The 20,822-nt window shown below is 63.1% G+C and carries 11 protein-coding genes; 8 read left to right on the top strand and 3 right to left on the bottom strand.

Annotated features, from left to right (window positions below):
* Positions 1–804 carry an N-formylglutamate deformylase gene (hutG, locus tag ACLEJW_RS10720; RefSeq protein WP_440777522.1) on the top strand — a complete coding sequence of 268 codons (804 nt, stop codon included), beginning with the start codon at positions 1–3 and terminating at the stop codon, positions 802–804.
* A gap of 49 nt (positions 805–853) precedes the next feature.
* Here hutG and ACLEJW_RS10715 read toward each other — a convergent pair whose 3' ends face one another.
* Together ACLEJW_RS10715 and ACLEJW_RS10710 are read right to left on the bottom strand one after the other, a co-directional pair.
* Positions 854–6,373 (bottom strand): dermonecrotic toxin domain-containing protein, encoded by a 5,520-nt coding sequence (locus ACLEJW_RS10715; protein WP_440777521.1) that lies wholly within the window; start codon positions 6,371–6,373, stop codon positions 854–856.
* Between the two features lie 89 nt (positions 6,374–6,462).
* The gene (locus ACLEJW_RS10710) at positions 6,463–11,064 is read right to left on the bottom strand and encodes a dermonecrotic toxin domain-containing protein (RefSeq protein ID WP_440777520.1); all 4,602 of its coding nucleotides are present in this window, start codon (positions 11,062–11,064) and stop codon (positions 6,463–6,465) included.
* Between the two features lie 147 nt (positions 11,065–11,211).
* On the opposite strand from ACLEJW_RS10710, the gene pip reads away from it, so the two are divergent.
* The 7 genes from pip (at position 11,212) to ACLEJW_RS10675 (ending at position 20,029) form a co-directional block, all read left to right on the top strand.
* A complete protein-coding gene (gene pip, locus ACLEJW_RS10705) occupies positions 11,212–12,183 on the top strand; it encodes a prolyl aminopeptidase (protein ID WP_145189623.1) in 972 nt (323 codons plus the stop codon).
* Positions 12,180–12,617, top strand: coding sequence for a D-aminoacyl-tRNA deacylase (dtd, locus tag ACLEJW_RS10700; RefSeq protein ID WP_145189626.1), 438 nt, complete (start codon positions 12,180–12,182; stop codon positions 12,615–12,617). Before pip ends, dtd begins: the two co-directional genes overlap by 4 nt.
* A 323-nt stretch (positions 12,618–12,940) precedes the next feature.
* A complete protein-coding gene (locus ACLEJW_RS10695; RefSeq protein ID WP_409520951.1) occupies positions 12,941–14,617 on the top strand; it encodes a glucan biosynthesis protein G in 1,677 nt (558 codons plus the stop codon).
* Positions 14,610–17,183 carry a glucans biosynthesis glucosyltransferase MdoH gene (gene mdoH, locus ACLEJW_RS10690; RefSeq protein WP_313299232.1) on the top strand — a complete coding sequence of 858 codons (2,574 nt, stop codon included), beginning with the start codon at positions 14,610–14,612 and terminating at the stop codon, positions 17,181–17,183. Before ACLEJW_RS10695 ends, mdoH begins: the two co-directional genes overlap by 8 nt.
* A 247-nt stretch (positions 17,184–17,430) precedes the next feature.
* Positions 17,431–18,228 carry a transporter substrate-binding domain-containing protein gene (locus ACLEJW_RS10685; protein WP_145190287.1) on the top strand — a complete coding sequence of 266 codons (798 nt, stop codon included), beginning with the start codon at positions 17,431–17,433 and terminating at the stop codon, positions 18,226–18,228.
* A gap of 111 nt (positions 18,229–18,339) precedes the next feature.
* A complete protein-coding gene (locus tag ACLEJW_RS10680; RefSeq protein ID WP_313299235.1) occupies positions 18,340–19,302 on the top strand; it encodes an amino acid ABC transporter permease in 963 nt (320 codons plus the stop codon).
* Complete coding sequence (locus ACLEJW_RS10675; RefSeq protein ID WP_145190289.1) at positions 19,295–20,029, top strand: amino acid ABC transporter ATP-binding protein; 735 nt, start codon at positions 19,295–19,297, stop codon at positions 20,027–20,029. The genes ACLEJW_RS10680 and ACLEJW_RS10675 overlap by 8 nt, the downstream gene beginning before the upstream one ends.
* Before the next feature lie 51 nt (positions 20,030–20,080).
* Here the strand turns inward: ACLEJW_RS10675 and ACLEJW_RS10670 are convergent, their stop codons facing one another.
* A complete protein-coding gene (locus tag ACLEJW_RS10670) occupies positions 20,081–20,785 on the bottom strand; it encodes a methyl-accepting chemotaxis protein (protein WP_440777578.1) in 705 nt (234 codons plus the stop codon).
* Positions 20,786–20,822: the final 37 nt, after the last annotated feature.

Raw genomic sequence — 20,822 nt, 5'->3', positions numbered from 1 at the left:
ATGGACAAGGTACTGACATTCCAGCAAGGCCGTGTGCCGCTTTTGATCAGCATGCCCCATGCCGGCGTGAAGCTCACACCAAGCGTCGAGCATGGGCTGGTGGAGACGGCGTGTAGCCTGCCGGACACCGATTGGCATATCCCCGAGCTGTACGATTTCGTCGGTGAAATGGGTGCGAGCGTGGTGGCCGCGCAGTATTCGCGGTTCGTCATCGATATCAACCGGCCCGAGGACGATACGCCGCTGTATGCCGGCGCCACCACCGGCTTGTTTCCCGCAACCCTGTTCGATGGCCAGGCGTTGTTCAAGCCAGGGCTTGAGCCGAGCGCGGAGCAGCGCAGCAGCTACCTGGAAAGCATCTGGCGCCCTTATCATCGCCTGCTGGAACAGGAGCTGGCGCGCCTGCGAGAGGCCCATGGCTACGCCTTGCTCTGGGATGCCCATTCGATCCGCTCGCACATCCCGCACCTGTTCGACGGCAAGTTGCCAGACTTCAACTTCGGCACCTTCAACGGCGCCAGTTGCGATCCGGCACTGGCCGCGCGTTTGCAACGGGTGTGCGGCGAGGCGCCGGGTTACAGCCATGTCCTCAATGGCCGCTTCAAGGGCGGTAACATCACCCGCCATTACGGCGACCCTGACAAGCACATCCATGCGGTGCAATTGGAGCTGGCGCAAAGCACCTACATGAATGAACGTGAGCCCTTCGCTTATCGAAATGACCTTGCCCAGCCTACCCGCGAGGTGCTCAAGGCGTTGTTGCAGGCAATGCTGGCCTGGGGGCAGGCGCGTTACGGACGCTGAGCGGCGTCGGCGCGCGAGCGAACCCGCGCGTCAACGCCATGGGCGAAGATCAGTCGCCGTGCACGAAGGCGATGGTCAATTCGCGCAGCAGCTCCAGTTCCTCCTGATCCCTGTCGTCCTGCAGCGCCTGTTGCAGGACCAGTTCTTCTGCCAAAGCATGGTCAGCGTTGGCGAGCTCCAGCACCCGCTGACCGAAGCGCGCCTGTATCTGCGCAAAGCGCGGCGCGTGATCTGCGCGCAGGCGCAGGGTCCAGTCGGGGTTGGCCAACAGGTATTCGATGAAGGGCTCGCCACGCTCGCTCTGCCGTACGCTTTCCAGCACCCGCGTTATCTCCCCGCGTGCCAGGTTCGCGGCGCCGCGAAAGCGCATGCGGTCGGCAATGGGCAAGTCCAGTTCCTTGGCCAGCTCACGCCGGTAGGCCAGGCGCACGGAAACCAGGTCGCCGGAGCCTGAGCGATTACTCGCGAGTTTTTCCAGTTGCTCGATACGGAACAGTTGCAGCAGGCGCTGGTGCAGTTGGGCCAGGGTGTCACCGGCATCGATCACCAAGCGCTTGGCCATCAGGTACAGCTCGATATTGTTGAACTCCTGCAAGGCTCCGTCGTGGCAGGTTTGCGAGCCGGTTACAGGGTCTGGCAAGGCGGCTGTGGCGATGCTCTCCAGCACCGGCCGTTCTTCGGCGTTGGCTGCCGCAGCCACCAGCATCAGGCGAACCCGTTCGCAGAAGCTGGTTTGCGTGGTGGGATCGACGAACGGTGCGGCATTGTGCAGTCGACCGACCAGGCGCAGCAGGGCGCTGCCTTCGAGTTGCTCCCAACAGCTTTGCAATGCCTCGTTTTGCACGGCATTGCCCAACATCCAATCGTTGAGTCTGGGGGTGTCGTCACCGAGCAGCGGAAAATGCGGATGGTTCAGTGATTCTTCACTGGAGGTGTTGACCAGCATCAGGTTGTCAGGGATGTCCAGCGCGAAGGACAGGCTGCGCTGGCTGTCGGAAAACGCCCGCACGCGCAGGATCGTTTCCATGGGCAACGGATTGTCGAACAGCGAGATCGACGAGATCGGCATGGCGTTGTTGAGGTTCGACAGGATGTGTTCAGGCAGGTCGGTGATCTGGTTCGAACTCAGGTCCAGCAGCTCCAGGGGTAGCAGGTCGTTGCACCACTGTGGCCAGTTTTGCAGGTTCATGTGGGTAAGGCCCAGGGAGGTGAGGTTGGCAGCCAGGCTTGCCGGCACCTGGGTGATAGTGCCCAGCCGATTGCCCGACAGGTCCAGCGAGTTGAGGTGCTCAAGCCTGGCGAAGGTATCGAGCATGGCCTGATCGATCTCGAGGTCCATGTTGCGAAACTCAAGATAGGTCAGCTGCCGTAGGCGTGGCAGCGCCGAGACCAAGGCCGGGGTGGGCGCTTGGTGGGCATCGATGGTCAGGCGGGTGATAGAGGGGAAACGCTCGAGCAGGTCGCTGAGCTGAGACGCCGTGCCGCTCAGGCGAGTCAGTGTCATCGCGGTTACCCGCTCGCCGAAGAACGCTGGTAGCCGGCGCGGGAAGTGCTCGATCGCTACGTCTTCCAGGTGCAGACGCAGATAGCGCTGGCCCTGCTCCTGACGCTCCCAGAATTGGTTGATCGCCGTGGCGATGCGCTGGCGGTCTGCCAAGGCCGACTGAGTCAATGGATTGCTCGAACTCGACGCCTGTGACCAGCCATCGATGGCATCGCGCATTTGCCGGCGTTCGCTGCGCACGCGTTCCAGACGTTCTTGCAAGGTGGCCGGTTGGTCGACCGCTACCTGCGAGGTTTCCGGGCGTTCGTTGAGCAGCAAGCGCTGCAGGTGCGTTTCATTGATGGGATTGCCCTGCAGGGAAATCGCCGGGGCACGGGTAAGGGTGTCGGCCTCGTTGAGCAGGAAGGCGGGCAGCGAACTCAGGTTATTGTCCTGGAGGGCCAGGTGACCGATGCGCCCCAGGGCATCGCTGCCGATTCCGATCGGCCACTGGCTCAGCTGCATGCGCTCGAGCCCCAGGTGCTCGAGGCTGAACAGATGGAAGCTGGGTCGATCGCCGCTTTGCTGCAAGCGGTTGCCGCTCAGGTCCAGATAGCCAAGATGCTCAAGCCTAGCCAGCTCGTTGAGGTGGCTGCCAGACAACAGCAGGTTCTGGTTGGTCAGTGCCAGTCGCTGTAGGTTGGGCAGCGCCGTGGGAATCGTCGGTAAGCTCGAGAGCAGCAGTGAAGGCGTCGCTCGAGGGTTGTAGGGCCGGCTGATTTCGAGGGACTGCAGCTGCGGAACCAGGCCGAGCAGGCGTTGCATCAGGCGCTCGGTTTGGCCCCAGCCGGCCAGGGTGCCGCTGGGCAGGTCGATCAGGCGCAGGCTGCGAATACGCCGGTAGAAGAAGTCCGGCAAGGTCATTGGGATATCCGTCAGCGGCACGCCCTCTACGCTCAGCTCGGCATTGAGCGCATGCTCGTCCTCAAGAGCGGTGTCGTACCAGTGCTGCATGATCGACTCCCGAAGGCTGTCATAGGCGCGCGCGGCCTGATCCGAGGCCGGCGAAATCGCTTCGCTCCAGTCTTCCAGCTGGCGCTCCAGCAGGTCGCGCTCGCCCAGCAGCGTGGTCAGGTGCTCGATGATTTGCAATCGGTTGCGCCCTTGACCGGCAATCGCCATCAGCACTTGCTCGGGCGATCTGCCGGTACGCTCAGGAATACCCGTGGCGCGGGCGGTTGCCAGCAGGTGCTGGCGGGTACTGCCTTCAGCAGCATCTTCACCGCTGCTCAGCGGGTAGCCCACACGGCCGTCGGCGAGGCGCATTGCAGGCCGGTAGCCAGGCCGGATCGGTTGCATGCCCAGTACTTGGCGCAACTCGGCGCGGGCAAGCATGGGCTGTGTTCGAAGCAGATGCCGTAGGGCTGCAGCATCGTCGCAGCCCAGCTGCGCCATGGCCTCGGGCAGCGCCGCATGCAACGCTGCCGGAAGATCGGCGTAAGGTGCCACCGAAACCCTGGGCTGGTTGGCATCGTGCACGATGTAGCCGGTTTGGGCGTGGCTCAGCGTGATGTAAGGGCGCTCGTCGAGCGGCCCAAGGGTGTGCTGCTGGTCAGGCCAGTGGCTGCGTTGCAGCAATTGCACCTTGGTCTCGGCAGGCCATCCCGGCAGGGTTTGCAGCGTCTGCAGGACGAGGCGATCACTGTCCCAGCCCTGTACGCCGACCAGATGAATACCTTCGTAGGCGCGGGCCAGGCGGATCTGTTGCTGGTACGCGCGGATCTCCTCACCTAGGCGCAGTGGAATTTTTCCACTGTCCAGGTCTTGTCGTTCACCGGCGCTCACACCGCTCAGGAGTTCATCGATGACAGGACTTGGCAGGTGTGGATAAACGCGCTGCACCAAGGGGCTGGAGGGGTGTTCGGGGCTCGGCAACCGATCGTACGCCTTGGCGAATTCACTGTGCCAGGTGCTGCTGTCCGGCAGCTGGCGCAGGGTCTGGTCGATGGCGAAGCGCTGCAAGGTGTCTTCGAGCAAGGCTGGCAGGCGCAGGTTATCTGCCAGCGCACGGCGCAGTACGTCTTCGTGGATGTCGCACACGTCCAGGATCTGTTGCAGCGTCTGCGAGTCGAACTGCGCGCTGAGATGGCCCATGCGCCGCATCAGCCTCGGGCCGTCCCAGGTGCGCGGCTGTTCGCTCTCCAGGACCCAGCTGCCGGCACCGTTGTGCAAGGCCTCGGGCTGATAGGCGTTGGTCCGAGTGGGGTGCTCGAGCCGATAGCCGGCGGCGCTCTTGTTGATTGCATAGACTCGGTTTTCCACGGGCAGCCAGGTCTTGCCGGCATGATGGATCAGGCCTGATGCATCCGGCGCCAGACCAGCAGGAAGCACCTGGTCGTGGGCAAAGGGCGCGAGGTCGGGCAGCCATAGGCGCTGCTCGCCATCAGGCGATTCAACGGGCTTGAGTTCCTCGATGAATGACGGGGTTTCTACCGGGTTGTGTTCGACCACCGGCCGTTCGCCGCCCTGGCCAGCGCCAGCCAGAGCCGCCATCAGGGCGAGGTTGTCGATCACGTCCATCAGGTAAGCCAGGGCCTGCTGGCGATCGCCGTCCAGCCAGCTGTCGATGCCCTCGAACGCTTCGTTGGCCAACTGCACGGCAGTGACACCGAGCATTACGGCGCCCAACGGTGGCAGGAACATCCCGGCGAAGTTAAGCACGTTGAGCGCGATGGCCTCGAAGTAGGCCAGGTGCCTTTGCGCGGTCTGCTGATCCTGGATCGCTGTAGGCACAGCATGAAACAGCCCATCGTCGCGCAAGCGTCGTTGCCGCTGGGTGACGCGTTCTTCCAGCATCGACGCGGTGAATGGATGCACATGCAGGCGTACCTGCGCGTTTGGGTCGGGTACACGCTCCTTCAACTGCCCGCTGGCGTTCCAGGTAAAGGGCTCGAGGGTGTCGGCAAGTTTTTCTAGAAATGCATGCTTGTGCCGGTCGGACACCAGCAGCAGGCCCGCTGGCTGGCGCAATGCCGACAGGTGCCTGGCCAGGAAGGCCTCGGCATCGAGCCTGGAGGCGTGTTGTGTCAAAGGCTCAGGCAGACCGGGGAGATACAGTACCACCCAGCCGTCGTAGGGGTAGGTCGGCCCAGGCGGGAAGCGCCCGCCACCACTGGGGATGCGCGCATCGATGCCGATGGTCATGGCGCCGGTAAGGGGCGTCTGCAGCACCTCGATGGTGCCGCACAGCAATGTACGCCCGTCGAGCTTGACCGGCTCGTCGCTGCCGAGCTTGAGCAGGGTGTCGTGGATGAACCGGTCGATCTTGCCGCGCAGCAGGGCGAGGTGCACCTGCAGTTTGAACGCCGAACGTTCGGCTGCGCTGAACACCTCGCGCACAGCCTCGGCATCGACGTGCCCGGCCGGTGGGTCGAGGGCATCGAGCATGAGCTGGTACTTGCCGCCGAGATCCAGCTCGCGTGCCAGGGCGGCGAAGTCTTCGGCGGCAATGTTCAGCGGCGTGGCTGTGGATAACAGGCTGACATCGTTGCTGTCGAGCAGGCACGAGGCCTGGTCGCCGGCCTTCAAGCCGTCCGGCTGGGCTTCGGAGGCCTCGAAGTTCTGCAGGGCGCTGTGCAGCAAGGACTGCGTCGCCAGCTGCAAGGCGCGGGCCGAAGTGGCGAAGGGATCGTCGCCCGGTCTGCCCAGTGCGGTTTTCAACGAGGCGGCACGGCTCAGGTTCATCAAGTAAGTGTTCGACACATCCAGCTTCAGCTCGAAGCGTTGCTCCAAGGCCGCCGTCAGCAAGCCCGTGGCGTATGGCTCCAGGGCGGGTACGCTGGCCAGCAGCGCCTTGAGCGCGGCCTCGGCGTGCAAGTGTTCGGCGTATGTGCTCATCAAGGCCTTGGCCACGTCGGGATTGGCCAGGCAAGCAGCTTCCAGTTGCCGGTCGCGCTGATCGCTCGACTGGCGCATCAGTTGCCGATGTTCAGGTTCAAGGGTAGTCAGCCAATCGGGGACTTTGCTGCTGACCAGTTGCTGGAAAGGACTGATGGCGCTGACTTCAGGGTGGGCCGGATCGATCATGGGGCAATCTCGTGTCATGTGAGTTGCCCCATGCTATTTAGCCGTCCTGGCGGGCTGTATATAAGATCATCTTGGCGGTGGGCGTCGCTCTACCCTGGCCTGAAACCGTGCGGCAGATACAGCCTTGGCGCGCCCTCTGCCTGGCCAAGCAACTGCCGTGCATGGTCATCCAGCGGGTTTCCAGCGAGCGCGACAATCGTGCGTTCACCCTCCAGGGTGTTGGCCGCCAGAACTTCGGCAGGCAAGTGGGTCAGCAGATTGTCGCCGAGGTCGAGCAATTGCGTAGGCATCACGTCGTATAACCAAGCAGGCCACGCCTCCAGTCCGGTGTCGGCCAAGGTCAGCTGGTTCAGCCGGCGCTGCACCTGCACTGGCGCAACCAGGTCAGCGCTCAGACGGTTGCCGGTCAGGTCCAGCAATTCCAGCGCTGGCAGGCGCAGCAGCAGTTCCAGCGTGGCGTTATCGATGACCAGGCCTTGGCCAACCAGCTCCAGTTCCGTCAAGGATGGCAGATGAACCAAGGCTTGCGGGACGCTGTGCAAGGCCTGGACATTGTCGTACAGCGCTAGGGTGACCAAGCGCGGAAACTGCCGCAGGCAACTGTCGAGCTGCTGCCGGCTCGCATCCAGTCCTTCCAGGATCAGATGATCGACATGCTCGGTGTAGAAGGCAGGCAACTGAGGCGGGAAGTCTTCAAGCCGCACATCCAGCAAATGCAGCGGTGCACGGCCTAACTGGCGAACCCGCGCTTCCCAGAAATCGCTGAGATCGGTCGCGGTTTGCACTCTGCTGGCGGGTCCCTGCAGCGCCCACTGGTGCAGCGATGCTCGCAGCTCGATGCGCTGCGCCTGAAGAGTCGCCAGGTTGGCTTGAATGGGCGCCGACAGATCCAGGTTGAACACGAATGCCCGCGGCAGGCCGTCCTGGCTGAAGGCCAGGTGCTGTACCAGCGCCTCGGGCAACGGGTTGGCTTCAAGGGTGATCACGGTGCCAGGCCCTGCGCTCAGCGGGTTGAGTCTGAGGTAGCCCGGCACGGTGACAAGCGCATTCTCGCGTAGGGACAGGTACGCCACCTGGGCCATGAGGTCGGCGTTCAGCCATTGCGGCCACTGCATGAGCGACATGCGTTCCATGCCCAGATACTGCAAGCGCCATGCACTGGGCACGAATTCCCCTCCCTGGGCCAGCAGATTGCCGCCCAGGTCCAGCAGATCGAGGCGGGGCATGCGGGCCAGTCGATCGATTGCCTCTGGCGTCAGTAAGAGATTCTGGTTGATCAGGCGCAATTCTCTGAGCTGCGTAAAGTACGTGACGAGCAGATCCAGGTTGGCCTGTAGCTCGAACGGCGGTGCTTCAGCGGCGAAGGGGCGATCGATTTCCAGCATCTGCACATTGGGAAAATGCCGGAACAGGTTTTCCAGCACTGCTCTGACGCGAGCATTGGGAAGATTGCCTGCCGGCGCATGGTCGATGGCGATGTTGTCCAGGTGCAGATGCCGAACCCCTTCGCCATAGCCAGGCGGGAAGTCGGTCGGGAACTCGGACAGGAACGTCTGGTTCAGGTACAGGGTGCCGTGTCCTGCATCGAATTCCGGAACGGCGGCGTGCATCCAGTGAGTCCACAAGGCATTTTCCAGGGTGTCGCGGCTGTAGCTGCTGAAGTTGGCATCGGCAATCGCGGGTGGGCTGGCGCGCCATTGATCCAGACTGGCCTGCAAGGTGACGGCACTGTCGGCCAGCTGTGCGAGCCTTGCATCGGCTTGCTCGTCGCTCAACGGCAGTTCCTGCAAGGCGCTGAGCAACTGGTTGGCGGTGGCGGGCGCGACGCCTATCTGGGTAAGCCGGACATACAGGCGAGTGAATCGGTCGAGCAGCGACAGGTCATCGACCCAGGGGGTGGGGCTCAACCGATAGCCGATCCGGCCATCGGCCAAGCGCATGGGCGATCTGAAGCTGGCCCGCTGCATGCCCAGCTGCTTGCGCAACATCCAGCGCGACAGATGCGGCCCCTGACGTAAACGTTCGAGCAACGCAGGAGCAGTGGCCAGTTCAGGGTCGTTCAATGCGTCGCACAGCGCGTGGGCCAGCGTGGCGTGCTGCTTGGCCACTGGCTCGGCGGGGAAGGGGGCAGTGCTGGTGTAGGCCGATCCGTAGCGCGTCACCAGGCGTACGGTCGCTGCCTGGTCATCGCCGATACTGGCGATAAGGCGCGGCTGGAACCTGCCTTCGTGCAGCTCGATCTTCAGGCCCTGGGGCATGCTCGGCAATTGGGCAACGCTGTACAGCATCAGCAGGTCCGTGTCTTCGCTGTGCACTGCCTGCAGATACAAGCCTTCATAAGCGCGCGCCAGGCGAATCTGCTGTTGGTAAAGGCGTACCTCTTCGCCCAGGCGCTTGGGCACCTTGCCCTGGGCGAGGGCCTGCACCTCGCTCGCCGAGGCCTGGCGCAGCAGTTCGTCGATGATTGGGGTGGGAAGGTTTGGGTAGATTCGCGTGATCAAGTCGGCGTGAGGGGACTGGCTAGCGGGCAGCGAACGATACTGGCGCAAGAATTCGGCATTGAGCTGAGCGGTCGAGCCGTGCGGATTCGCCGCCTCGATGGCGCTGTGGAGCCCGAAGCGCTGCAAGGTGTCTTCGAGCAAGGCTGGCAGGCGCAGGTTATCTGCCAGCGCGCGGCGCAGTACGTCTTCGTGGATGTCGCATACGTCCAGGATCTGTTGCAGCGTCTGCGAGTCGAACTGCGCGCTGAGATGGCCCATACGCCGCATCAGCCTCGGGCCGTCCCAGGTGCGCGGCTGTTCGCTCTCCAGGACCCAGCTGCCGGCACCGTTGTGCAAGGCCTCGGGCTGATAGGCGTTGGTCCGAGTGGGGTGCTCCAGCCGATAGCCGGCGGCGCTCTTGTTGATTGCATAGACTCGGTTTTCCACGGGCAGCCAGGTCTTGCCGGCATGATGGATCAGGCCTGATGCATCCGGCGCCAGGCCTGCAGGGAGCACGTGGTCATGGGCGAAGGGCGCGAGGTCGGGCTGCCACAGCCGCTGCTCGCCATCAGGCAATACAACGGGCTTGAGCGCCTCGATGAATGACGGGGTTTCTACCGGGATGTGTTCGACCACCGGCCGTTCGCCGCCCTGGCCAGCGCCTGCCAGAGCCGCCATCAGGGCGAGGTTGTCGATCACGTCCATCAGGTAAGCCAGGGCCTGCTGGCGATCACCGTCCAGCCAGCTGTCGATGCCCTCGAACGCTTCGTTGGCCAGCTGCACGGCAGTGACACCGAGCATTACGGCGCCCAAGGGTGGCAGGAACATCCCGGCGACGTTGAGTACGTTGAGCGCGATGGCCTCGAAGTAGGCCAGGTGCCTTTGCGCGGTCTGCTGATCCTGGGCAGCGGTGGGCACTGCATGAAACAGCCCATCATCGCGCAAGCGCTTTTGCCGCTGGGTGGTGCGTTCTTCCAATCTCGGCTTGGTGAAGGGATGCACGTGCAGCCGTACTCGGGCATTGACGTCGGGCCTGCGCACCTTGAATTGACCCGTTTCGTCCCAGGTATAGGGTTCGAGCGTATCGGCGAGCTTTCCCAGAAAAGTGCTTCGGTCGCGGTCGGGCAGCAGTCCAGGGGCGCCGGGCTGCTTGAGCGCTGGCAGCTGCCGGGTCAGGAAAGCCTCAGCTTCGTCCCTGGAACCATGCTGCGTCAGAGGCTCAGGCATGCCAGGCAAGTACAGCACCACCCAGCCGTCATAGGGGTAGGTCGGCCCAGGCGGGAAGCGCCCGCCACCACTGGGGATGCGCGCATCGATGCCGATGGTCATCGCGCCGGTGAGAGTGGTGTGCAGCAGCTCGATGGCACCGCACAACAGCGAGCGCCCGTTGAGCTTGACCGGCTCGTCGCCGCCGAGCCGGAGCAAACTGTCGTGGATCAACGGGTCGATCTTGCCGCGCAGCAGGGCGAGGTGCACCTGCAGTTTGAACGCCGAACGTTCGGCTGCGCTGAACACCTCGCGTACAGCCTCGGCATCGGCGTGCCCGGCAGGTGGGTCGACGGCATCGAGGATGAGCTGGTACTTGCCGCCGAGATCCAGCTCGCGTGCCAGGGCGGCGAAGTCTTCGGCGGCAATGGCCAGCGGCGTGGCTGTGGATAACAGGCTGACATCGTTGCTGTCGAGCAGGCACGAGGCCTGGTCGCCGGCTTTCAAGCCGTCCGGCTGGGCTTCGGAGGCCTCGAAGTTCTGCAGGGCGCTGTGCAGCAAGGACTGGGTCGCCAGCTGCAAGGCGCGGGCCGAAGTGGCGAAGGGATCGTCGCCCGGGCTGCCCAGTGCGGTTTTCAACGAGGCGGCACGGCTCAGGTTCATCAAGTAAGTGTTCGACACATCAAGCTTCAGCTCGAAGCGTTGCTCCAAGGCCGCCGTCAGCAAGCCCGTGGCGTATGGCTCCAGGGCGGGTACGCTGGCCAGCAGCGCCTTGAGCGCGGCCTCGGCGTGCAAGTGTTCGGCGTATGTGCTCATCAAGGCCTTGGCCACGTCGGGATTGGCCAGGCAAGCAGCTTCCAGTTGCCGGTCGCGCTGATCGCTCGACTGGCGCATCAGTTGCCGATGTTCAGGTTCAAGGGTAGTCAGCCAGTCGGGGACTTTGCTGCTGACTAGGCGTTGGCGGGGATCAATGTCGCGGGCTACAGGTTTGGCATGATCGAACATCGGGCAATCTCTTGGCAGGGGATTGCCCGATGCTATTGAGCTGCCTGCACCGGCTGCACATAAGATGATCTTGCGCAGACGCATGCTCAAAGCGCAATTCAGGTTTATGATGGCCCACGGCCGACCCAACCTCACACGGAGTGCGCGATGCAGACCCTCTACCCGCAGATCAAACCCTACGCCCGGCACGATCTGGCCGTAGAAGCGCCGCATGTGCTGTATGTCGACGAAAGCGGCTCGCCAGAAGGGTTGCCTGTGGTATTCATCCACGGCGGACCGGGGGCGGGCTGCGATGCCCAGAGCCGCTGCTACTTCGACCCCAATCTGTACCGCATCATCACCTTCGACCAGCGCGGCTGTGGCCGCTCCACGCCCCATGCGAGCCTGGAAAACAACACCACCTGGCACCTGGTCGAAGACCTCGAGCGCATCCGCCAGCACCTGGGCATCGACAAGTGGGTGCTGTTCGGTGGTTCGTGGGGCTCGACGCTTGCCCTGGCCTACGCCCAGACTCACCCCGAGCGCGTCCACGGCCTGATCTTGCGCGGCATCTTCCTGTGCCGCCCGCAGGAAATCGAGTGGTTCTATCAGGCCGGCGCCAGCCGCATGTTCCCCGACTACTGGCAGGACTACATTGCGCCGATCCCGACCGACGAGCGCGACGACTTGGTCAAGGCGTTCCACAAGCGCCTGACCGGCAACGACCAGATCGCCCAGATGCACGCGGCCAAGGCCTGGTCCACCTGGGAAGGGCGCACCGCGACCCTGCGGCCGAATCCGCTGGTGGTCGATCGCTTCTCCGAGCCGCAGCGCGCGTTGTCGATTGCCCGCATCGAGTGTCACTACTTCATGAACAATGCGTTCCTGGAGCCGGACCAGTTGATTCGCGACATGCCTCGCATCGCCCACCTGCCGGCGGTGATCGTGCACGGTCGCTATGACGTCATCTGCCCGCTGGATAACGCCTGGGAGCTGCATCAGGCCTGGCCCAACAGCGAACTGAAGGTGATTCGTGATGCAGGCCACGCCGCTTCCGAGCCTGGCATTACCGACGCCCTGGTCCGCGCTGCCGACCAAATGGCCCGGCGTCTGCTCGACCTGCCTCTGGAAGAAGCATGAAGGGCTTGCTGCAACGGGTACGCAGCGCACGGGTGGAAGTCGCCGGTGAAGTCGTCGGCGCCATCGACCAGGGCCTGTTGGTGCTGGTCGCGGTCGAGCCTGGGGACACCCGCGAGCACGCCGACAAATTGCTGCACAAGCTGCTCAACTACCGGGTGTTCAGCGATGCTCAGGGCAAGATGAACCTGTCGCTCAAGGATGTCGCGGGCGGCTTGCTGCTGGTCTCGCAGTTCACCCTGGCCGCCGACACCCGCAGCGGCATGCGCCCAAGCTTTTCCAGCGCAGCGCCACCGGCGCTGGGCGCCGAATTGTTCGACTATCTACTGGCCCAGGCGCAGGGCCAGCATGAGGTGGTTGCCAGCGGGCAGTTCGGCGCGGACATGCAGGTGCACCTGGTCAATGATGGCCCTGTGACATTCTTGTTACAAATATGAGGTCGAAAAACCCCTTGTAAGTAGGAAAACAAGGGGTTTTGTACGATAAATAGTTGGTCCAGCCTGATGCGTTGTAACGCGACCTGCTGGATAATCGCGCGCTGCGTGAGCCTGCATTCGCAGGTTCGTTTCACTCTGACTCGAGCACTACCAGGACCTGTTTGGGGAATCATTACGCCCTCATGGGGTCCGAACAGTGCTCGCCAACCCGGCATTTGTCGCTGGCCGTTGGTTTCATGATCTGTTTTCGGCGAGGGTTGCTCGTGATTGTTAGTCCCCAAAAAGCATCAAGAATCCCCGGCAGCGGTCTGCGCAAGGCCCTGATGGCCAGTGTGGCATTGCTCGGCCTGATGAGCGCGGGCCAGCTGTGGGCATTCAATCTTGACGATGTTGCAGCCAAGGCAAAGGATCTGGCCGGCCAAAAGTACGAAGCACCGAAGAGCAATCTGCCGGCGGTGTTCCGCGACATGAAGTTCGCCGACTACCAGAAGATCCACTTCCTGCAGGAAAAGGCCGAGTGGGCCCAGGACAAGACCCCGTTCAAGCTGTCCTTCTATCACCAGGGCATGCACTTCGACACGCCGGTGAAAATCAACGAAGTGACCGCCACCAAGGTCGAGGAAATCAAGTACGACCCGAGCCGCTTCGAGTTCGGTGACGTGCCCCATGATCCGGAAACCACCAAGAACCTTGGCTACGCCGGCTTCCGCGTGTTGTATCCGATCAACAAGGCCGACAAGCAGGACGAGATCATGACCCTGCTTGGCGCCAGCTATTTCCGCGTGGTCGGCAAGGGCCATGTGTACGGTTTGTCGGCCCGCGGCCTTGCCATCGACACGGCGTTGCCGTCGGGTGAAGAATTCCCGCGCTTCACCGAATTCTGGGTCGAGAAGCCCAAGCCAACCGACAAGCACCTGGTGATCTACGCCTTGCTTGACTCGCCACGTTCCACCGGTGCCTACAAGCTGATCCTGCGTCCGGGCAGCGACACGGTGGTGGATGTGCAATCGCGGGTGTTCCTGCGCGAGCAAGTCAGCCGCCTGGGCATCGCGCCGTTGACCAGCATGTTCCTGTTCGGCCCCAACCAGCCGTCCAAGGTGCTGAACTACCGTCCAGCGCTGCACGACTCCGAAGGCCTGTCCATTCATGCGGGCAACGGCGAGTGGATCTGGCGTCCGCTGAACAACCCGAAACACCTGGCGGTCAGCAACTTCAGCGTGGAAAACCCCCGTGGCTTCGGCCTGATGCAGCGTCAGCGCGCCTTCAGCGACTTCGAAGACCTGGACGACAACTACCAGAAGCGTCCAAGCGCCTGGATCGAGCCGAAGGGCGACTGGGGTAAAGGCACCGTCGACCTGGTCGAGATTCCGACCGCCGATGAGACCAACGACAACATCGTGGCGTTCTGGAGCCCTGAGAAACTGCCTGAGCCTGGCAAGCCGTTCGAGTATGCCTACCGTCTGCACTGGACCATCAATGAGGCGCCATTCCAGGCCGCCGACCTGGGTTCGGTCAAGCAGACCCTGCGTTCGACCGGTGACGTCAAGCAGTCCAACCTGATTCGTCAGCCTGACGGCAGCGTTGCCTTCCTGGTCGACTTCGCCGGCCCAGCCCTGGCGGCGTTGCCGGAAGACACCGCCGTGCGTAGCCAGATCAGTGTCGGCGACAACGCCGAGGTGGTCGAGAACAACCTGCGCTATAACCCAGAAACCAAGGGCTGGCGCCTGACCCTGCGGTTGAAGGTCAAGGAATCCAACAAGTCGACTGAAATGCGCGCAGCCCTGGTGCGTGACGTGCCGGTCGAAGCTGCCAAGCCTGCCGCCGAGGCCAAGCAGGAAAAGGCTGCGGCCAAGCATGCCAAGCACGACAAGATCGCCAAGGCTCCTGCTACCGAGGCCGAACAACCTGCCGCCGATGCGGCGTCCACCAACGGGGCCCCGGCCACCACTGAGCAAGTGCTGACCGAGACCTGGAGCTATCAGTTGCCTGCCGATGAGTAACTCAAGCGCACGGCCAGAATCGCTTGGCGAATATCTGGCCCACCTCCCCCTGAGCGATGAGCAGCGCGCGGAACTCGCCAGCTGCACGTCGTTCGGTGAGCTGCACCAACGCCTGGCAGCCCGCCCGGCTGCCCACCCCACCGAGGCCGTGCAGGCTTCGGTCGGCCCGCGCCTGACCGTGGGCAGCGCCGCCGAGCTCGAGGACGCCGAGATGCTCGGCGTCGACGGCAACGGCCGGCTGTGCCTGAAGATCGCCCCGCCGATCAAACGCACCAAGGTCGTGCCCGAGCCATGGCGCACCAACGTGCTGATCCGCATGTGGCGGCGCCTGACCGGTCGCCCGAACGCGCCACAGCCGCCCAAGCGCGAGCTACCGGCCGCGCGCTGGCGCACCGTGGGTTCGATCCGCCGCTACATCCTGCTCACCTTGATGATCGGCCAGACCATCGTCGCCGGTTGGTACATGAAGGGCATCCTGCCGTACCAGGGCTGGTCGTTCGTCGATTTCAGCGAAATCGTCAACCAGCCGCTGTGGGACACGGTCGTGCAGGTTTGGCCATATGCCTTGCAGACGTCGATCCTGATATTGTTCGGGATACTCTTCTGTTGGGTTTCGGCAGGGTTCTGGACGGCCCTGATGGGCTTTCTCGAGCTGCTCACCGGGCGCGACAAGTACAAGATTTCCGGCAGCAGTGCCGGTAACGAGCCGATCGCCCCCGAGGCGCGCACCGCGCTGGTGATGCCGATCTGCAACGAGGACGTACCACGGGTGTTCGCAGGCCTGCGGGCGACCTTCGAGTCGGTGGCCGCCAGCGGCAACCTCGACCGCTTCGATTTCTTCGTGCTCAGCGACACCAACGACACCGACATCGCCGTGGCCGAACAGCAGGCCTGGTTGGACGTCTGCCGCGAGACCAAAGGCTTTGGCCGGATTTTCTATCGCCGCCGGCGGCGCCGGGTCAAGCGCAAGAGCGGCAACCTCGACGACTTCTGCCGTCGCTGGGGTGGCGACTACAAGTACATGGTGGTGCTCGACGCCGACAGCGTCATGAGCGGCGAATGCCTGAGCAGCCTGGTGCGCCTGATGGAGGCCAATCCGGATGCCGGCATCATCCAGACCGGGCCGAAGGCCTCGGGCATGGACACCCTGTATGCGCGCATGCAGCAGTTCGCTACGCGCGTCTATGGGCCGCTGTTCACCGCCGGCCTGCATTTCTGGCAGCTCGGTGAATCGCACTACTGGGGCCATAACGCGATCATTCGCATGAAGCCCTTCATCGAGCATTGCGCATTGGCGCCGCTGCCGGGCAAAGGCGCATTCGCCGGTGCCATTCTTTCCCATGACTTCGTCGAGGCCGCCTTGATGCGGCGCGCCGGTTGGGGGGTGTGGATCGCCTACGACTTGCCAGGCAGCTACGAGGAATTGCCGCCGAACCTGCTCGATGAACTCAAGCGCGATCGGCGCTGGTGCCACGGCAACCTGATGAACTTCCGCCTGTTCCTGGTCAAGGGCATGCACCCGGTGCACCGTGCGGTGTTCCTGACCGGCGTGATGTCCTACCTGTCGGCGCCGTTGTGGTTCCTGTTCCTGGTGTTGTCCACCGCGTTGCTGGCGACCAACACGTTGATGGAGCCGCAGTATTTCATCGAGCCCTACCAGCTGTATCCGCTGTGGCCACAATGGCACCCGGAAAAAGCCGTGGCGCTGTTCTCGACCACCATCGTCCTGCTGTTCCTGCCCAAGCTGCTGAGCGTCATTCTGATCTGGGCCAAGGGTGCGGTCGAATACGGTGGGCGGATCAAGGTCACCCTGTCGATGCTGATGGAGATGCTGTTCTCGATGCTCCTGGCACCGGTGCGGATGATCTTCCACACCCGCTTCGTGCTGGCGGCGTTTCTTGGCTGGGCTGCAACCTGGAACTCGCCGCAGCGTGACGACGACTCCACGCCGTGGAGTGAGGCGGTGCGCCGCCATGGTCCGCAGACCTTGCTGGGCTTTGCCTGGGCAGCATTGGTGGCGTGGCTGAACCCGAGCTTCCTGTGGTGGCTGGCACCGATCGTCGGCTCGCTGCTGCTGTCGATCCCGGTGTCGGTGATCTCCAGTCGCACGCGCCTGGGCCTGGCGGCCAAGGACGAGAAGCTGTTCCTGATCCCCGAGGAATACGCCACTCCGCAGGAGTTGCTGGCCACCGACCAGTACACCCACGAAAACCGCTGGCACGCCCTGCACGACGGCTTCGTGCGGGCAGTGGTCGACCCGCGGCAGAATGCCCTGGCCTGCGCCATGGCCACCGCCCGGCACGGTCATGCCGCACCGATCGAAGCCATGCGCGCCGAGCGCGTGGCCAAGGCCCTTGAGGTCGGGCCGCAAGGGCTGGACCTGGCGACGCGCCTGGCCTTGCTCAGCGACCCGGTGGCCTTGAGCCGCCTGCACGAGCAGGTATGGGCCCAGCACAATGCAGCCTGGATCGATGTGTGGCGCGCGTCGATCAGCAACGATCCCCACGCTCCGCTGCTGCCACTGCACCCGGAGAATCAAGGCCAACCGACACTCGCCGGCGCCTGATCGACCCTAGGGCCGCTCCTACAGGGATATGCACTGCCTTGTAGCAGCGGCCTTGCGTCGGGAACTCAGAGTCGAACCCTCGCCAGCAATGTCCCCGCATGATGGATTTTGGCCAACAAAGTCCCCCCCGGCTCTAGGTCCCCGGGCCGCCATGCGTTAGCATCCCTCTCCGATACGACGCATCGGCCGGTACGGTCGTGCCAACACAATAAGATTCGCTCTTTTCTTGCTAGGGGACTTGGTGATGATCAAGAAATACCTTTCGCGGCTGCTGGTCGGTGTCACCGCCCTGGTCGCCGTGACTGCGGCGCAGGCTGGCGCCATCGATGAGGCGGTCAAGCGCGGCACCTTGCGGGTCGGCATGGACCCCACCTACATGCCGTTCCAGATGACCAACAAGCGCGGCGAGATCATCGGCTTCGAAGTCGACATCCTCAAAGCCATGGCCAAGTCCATGGGCGTCAAGTTCGAGGCGGTATCCACGGCGTATGACGGCATCATCCCAGCCCTGCTGACCGACAAGTTCGACATCATCGGCAGCGGCATGACCTTGACCCAGGAACGCAACCTGCGCCTGAACTTCAGCGAACCGTTCATCGTGGTCGGCCAGACCCTGCTGATCCGCAAGGAGCTGGCGGGCGAGATCAAGACCTACAAAGACCTGAACAACGAGAAGTACCGCCTGACCTCCAAGCTCGGCACCACCGGTGAGATGGTCGCCAAGAAGTTGATCGGCAAGGCCAAGTATCATGGCTACGACAACGAGCAGGAAGCGGTGATGGACGTGGTCAACGGCAAGGCCGATGCCTTTGTTTATGATGCCCCCTACAACGTGGTAGCGGTCGAGAAGGCCGGTGCCGGCAAGCTGGCGTTCCTCGAAGAGCCCTTCACCTACGAACCGCTGGCCTTCGGTCTGAAGAAAGGCGATTACGACAGCATCAACTTCATCAACAATTTCCTGCACCAGATCAAGCATGACGGGACCTACGATCGTATTCACGACAAGTGGTTCAAGAACAAAGACTGGCTCAAAGAAATGGAATAAAAGGCAGCTTCAAGCCGCAAGCTGCAAGCCACCTGCAACGGCGGACCGGTAACGGTTGCGCTTTGGCGGATGGCTTGTAGCTTGCGGCTTGCCGCTTTCTGGAGTTACCCCGTGATCAAACACAACAAAGCCCAGTGGCCCTGGCATGGTTTGACGGCGCTGGTCCTGGTGGGCCTGGCGGTCAGCCTGTACATGGCTACCTCGATGATTTCCTACGAGTGGCGCTGGAACCGCGTTCCCCAGTATTTCGCCTACAAGGCCGAAGAAGTGCAACGCGCTGCCAACTACGGCAGCGTGCAGGAGATCGTGGTGTCTGGTGATACCGCGCAGGTCACGCTCAAGGATGAAAACGGCGAGCAACAGGTGCTCGACGTGGCGGCGGACAGCCTGCAACTGAGCCGTGGCGATGACGTCTCCGAGGGCGACCAGATCGGTGTGACCCGACACTGGGCGGCGGGCCCGTTGGCCTGGGGGCTGTGGACCACGCTGTGGATTTCGGTGGTTTCCGGCGCGCTGGGGCTGGTGATCGGCCTGTTCGCCGGATTGTGCAGGTTGTCCGGTAACCCGACCTTGCGCGACCTGTCGACGGTATATGTCGAACTGGTACGCGGCACGCCGCTGCTGGTGCAGATCTTCATCTTCTACTTCTTCATCGGCACGGTGCTCAACCTTTCGCGCGAGTTTGCCGGGGTGGCTGCGCTGGCCTTGTTCACGGGCGCCTATGTGGCAGAAATCGTCCGTGCAGGGGTACAGTCGATCGCCAAGGGGCAGAACGAAGCGGCTCGCTCGCTGGGCCTCAATGCGGGCCAGTCGATGCGCCATGTGATCCTGCCGCAAGCGTTCAAGCGTGTGCTGCCACCGCTGGCCGGTCAGTTCATCAGCCTGGTCAAGGACACCTCGCTGGTGTCGGTGATCGCCATCACCGAGCTGACCAAAAGTGGTCGCGAGGCCATTACCACATCGTTTTCGACGTTCGAGATCTGGTTCTGCGTGGCAGGCCTGTATCTGCTGATCAACCTGCCGCTGTCGCATATCGCCAGTCGGCTCGAGCGGAGGCTTGCGCAAAGTGATTGAAGTCCGGGATCTGCTCAAAGTCTTCGACACCCGCGGGCAGGTGGTGCGCGCTGTGGATAACGTCACCACCCAGGTGGCCAAGGGCGAAGTGGTGGTGGTACTCGGCCCGTCCGGCTCGGGCAAGTCGACCTTCCTGCGCTGCCTCAATGGCCTGGAGCATTTCGACCAGGGCCACGTGGCCATCAACGGTTTGCAGCTGGCCGATGCCAAGACCGACATCAATGCCTACCGCCGCGAGGTGGGCATGGTATTCCAGCACTTCAACCTGTTCCCGCACATGACCGTGCTGGAAAACCTGTGCCTGGCGCAGAAAGTGGTGCGCAAGCGCAACAAGGCCGAGCGCGAGGCCAAGGCGCGTGCGTTGCTGGCAAAAGTCGGCATCGCCGAGAAAGCCAACGAATACCCTTCGCGTCTTTCCGGAGGCCAGCAGCAGCGTGTGGCGATCGCCCGAGCCCTGGCGATGGAACCCAAGGTCATGCTGTTCGACGAACCCACCTCGGCGCTCGACCCGGAAATGGTCGGTGAGGTGCTGGATGTGATGAAGACCTTGGCCCAGGAAGGCATGACCATGGTCTGCGTCACCCACGAGATGGGCTTTGCCCGCGAAGTAGCCGATCGGGTGTTGTTCTTCGATCACGGCAAGTTGCTGGAAGACTCGCCCCCCGCGCAATTCTTCGCCGCACCCAAGGACCCCCGCGCCCAAGCGTTCCTGCGCCAGGTGCTATAGCGGCGCCCAGGCAATGGGGCGAGGGTACACTCGCCCTGCTGCACACCTGGGTCAAAGGTTGAAGCGCCCGACCATCCCGCGCAATTGCTGACCCAAGTGCTCCAGTTCGCCGCTGGAGTGCGCTGTCTGTTCACTCGCCGCACTGGTCTGGTCCGACACGTCACGGACACTGATCACGCTGCGGTTGATCTGCTCGGCGACCACGCTCTGCTGCTCGCTGGCCGTGGCGATCTGCTGGTTCATGCCCTGGATGCTCGACACCGTATCGGTGATCTGGCTCAGCGCATCGCCGGCCTTGCGGCTCAATTCGACGCTCTGCTCGGTCAGGTTCTTGCTGCTGTCGAGCAGGCGCGTTACCTCGTCGGTACCGCTGTGCAGACTGTCGATCAGCTGGCCGATTTCTTCGGTGGCCGATGAAGTGCGTTGGGCCAGCCCCCGTACTTCATCGGCCACCACCGCGAAGCCGCGGCCCGCTTCACCGGCGCGCGCCGCCTCGATCGCGGCGTTGAGGGCCAGCAGATTGGTCTGCTCGGATACCGACTTGATCACATCCAAGATGCTGCCGATGCGCTGGCTTTCACCGGCGAGGTGCTGCATGGCCGCCAGGCAGTGGTCCATCTGCCCGGCCAATTGCTCTATACGGCCGATCGCTTCGCCCACCACCTGGTCACCAAGCTGCGCCTGGCTATCGGCAGTAGTAGCGGCGAACGAGGCTTGTTCGGCGTTCTGCGCCACTTCCTGGACGGTGGCGCTCATCTGGTTCATGGCCGTGGCGACCTGGTCGGTTTCCTCG

Origin of the sequence: Pseudomonas sp. SMSB3, from assembly GCF_052041965.1 — a bacterium.
GTDB lineage: Bacteria > Pseudomonadota > Gammaproteobacteria > Pseudomonadales > Pseudomonadaceae > Aquipseudomonas.
This window is presented reverse-complemented; position numbering and strand designations above follow the sequence as displayed.

What these genes read in the sequence shown, in the direction of transcription:
- hutG (WP_440777522.1), top strand. Translation starts at nt 1, where the DNA reads ATGGACAAGGTACTGACATTCCAGCAAGGCCGTGTGCCGCTTTTGATC.
- ACLEJW_RS10710 (WP_440777520.1), bottom strand. Translation starts at nt 11,064, where the DNA reads ATGTTCGATCATGCCAAACCTGTAGCCCGCGACATTGATCCCCGCCAA.
- dtd (WP_145189626.1), top strand. Translation starts at nt 12,180, where the DNA reads ATGAAGGGCTTGCTGCAACGGGTACGCAGCGCACGGGTGGAAGTCGCC.
- ACLEJW_RS10695 (WP_409520951.1), top strand. Translation starts at nt 12,941, where the DNA reads ATGGCCAGTGTGGCATTGCTCGGCCTGATGAGCGCGGGCCAGCTGTGG.
- ACLEJW_RS10670 (WP_440777578.1), bottom strand. Translation starts at nt 20,785, where the DNA reads ATGAGCGCCACCGTCCAGGAAGTGGCGCAGAACGCCGAACAAGCCTCG.
- pip (WP_145189623.1), top strand. Translation starts at nt 11,212, where the DNA reads ATGCAGACCCTCTACCCGCAGATCAAACCCTACGCCCGGCACGATCTG.
- ACLEJW_RS10715 (WP_440777521.1), bottom strand. Translation starts at nt 6,373, where the DNA reads ATGATCGATCCGGCCCACCCTGAAGTCAGCGCCATCAGTCCTTTCCAG.
- mdoH (WP_313299232.1), top strand. Translation starts at nt 14,610, where the DNA reads ATGAGTAACTCAAGCGCACGGCCAGAATCGCTTGGCGAATATCTGGCC.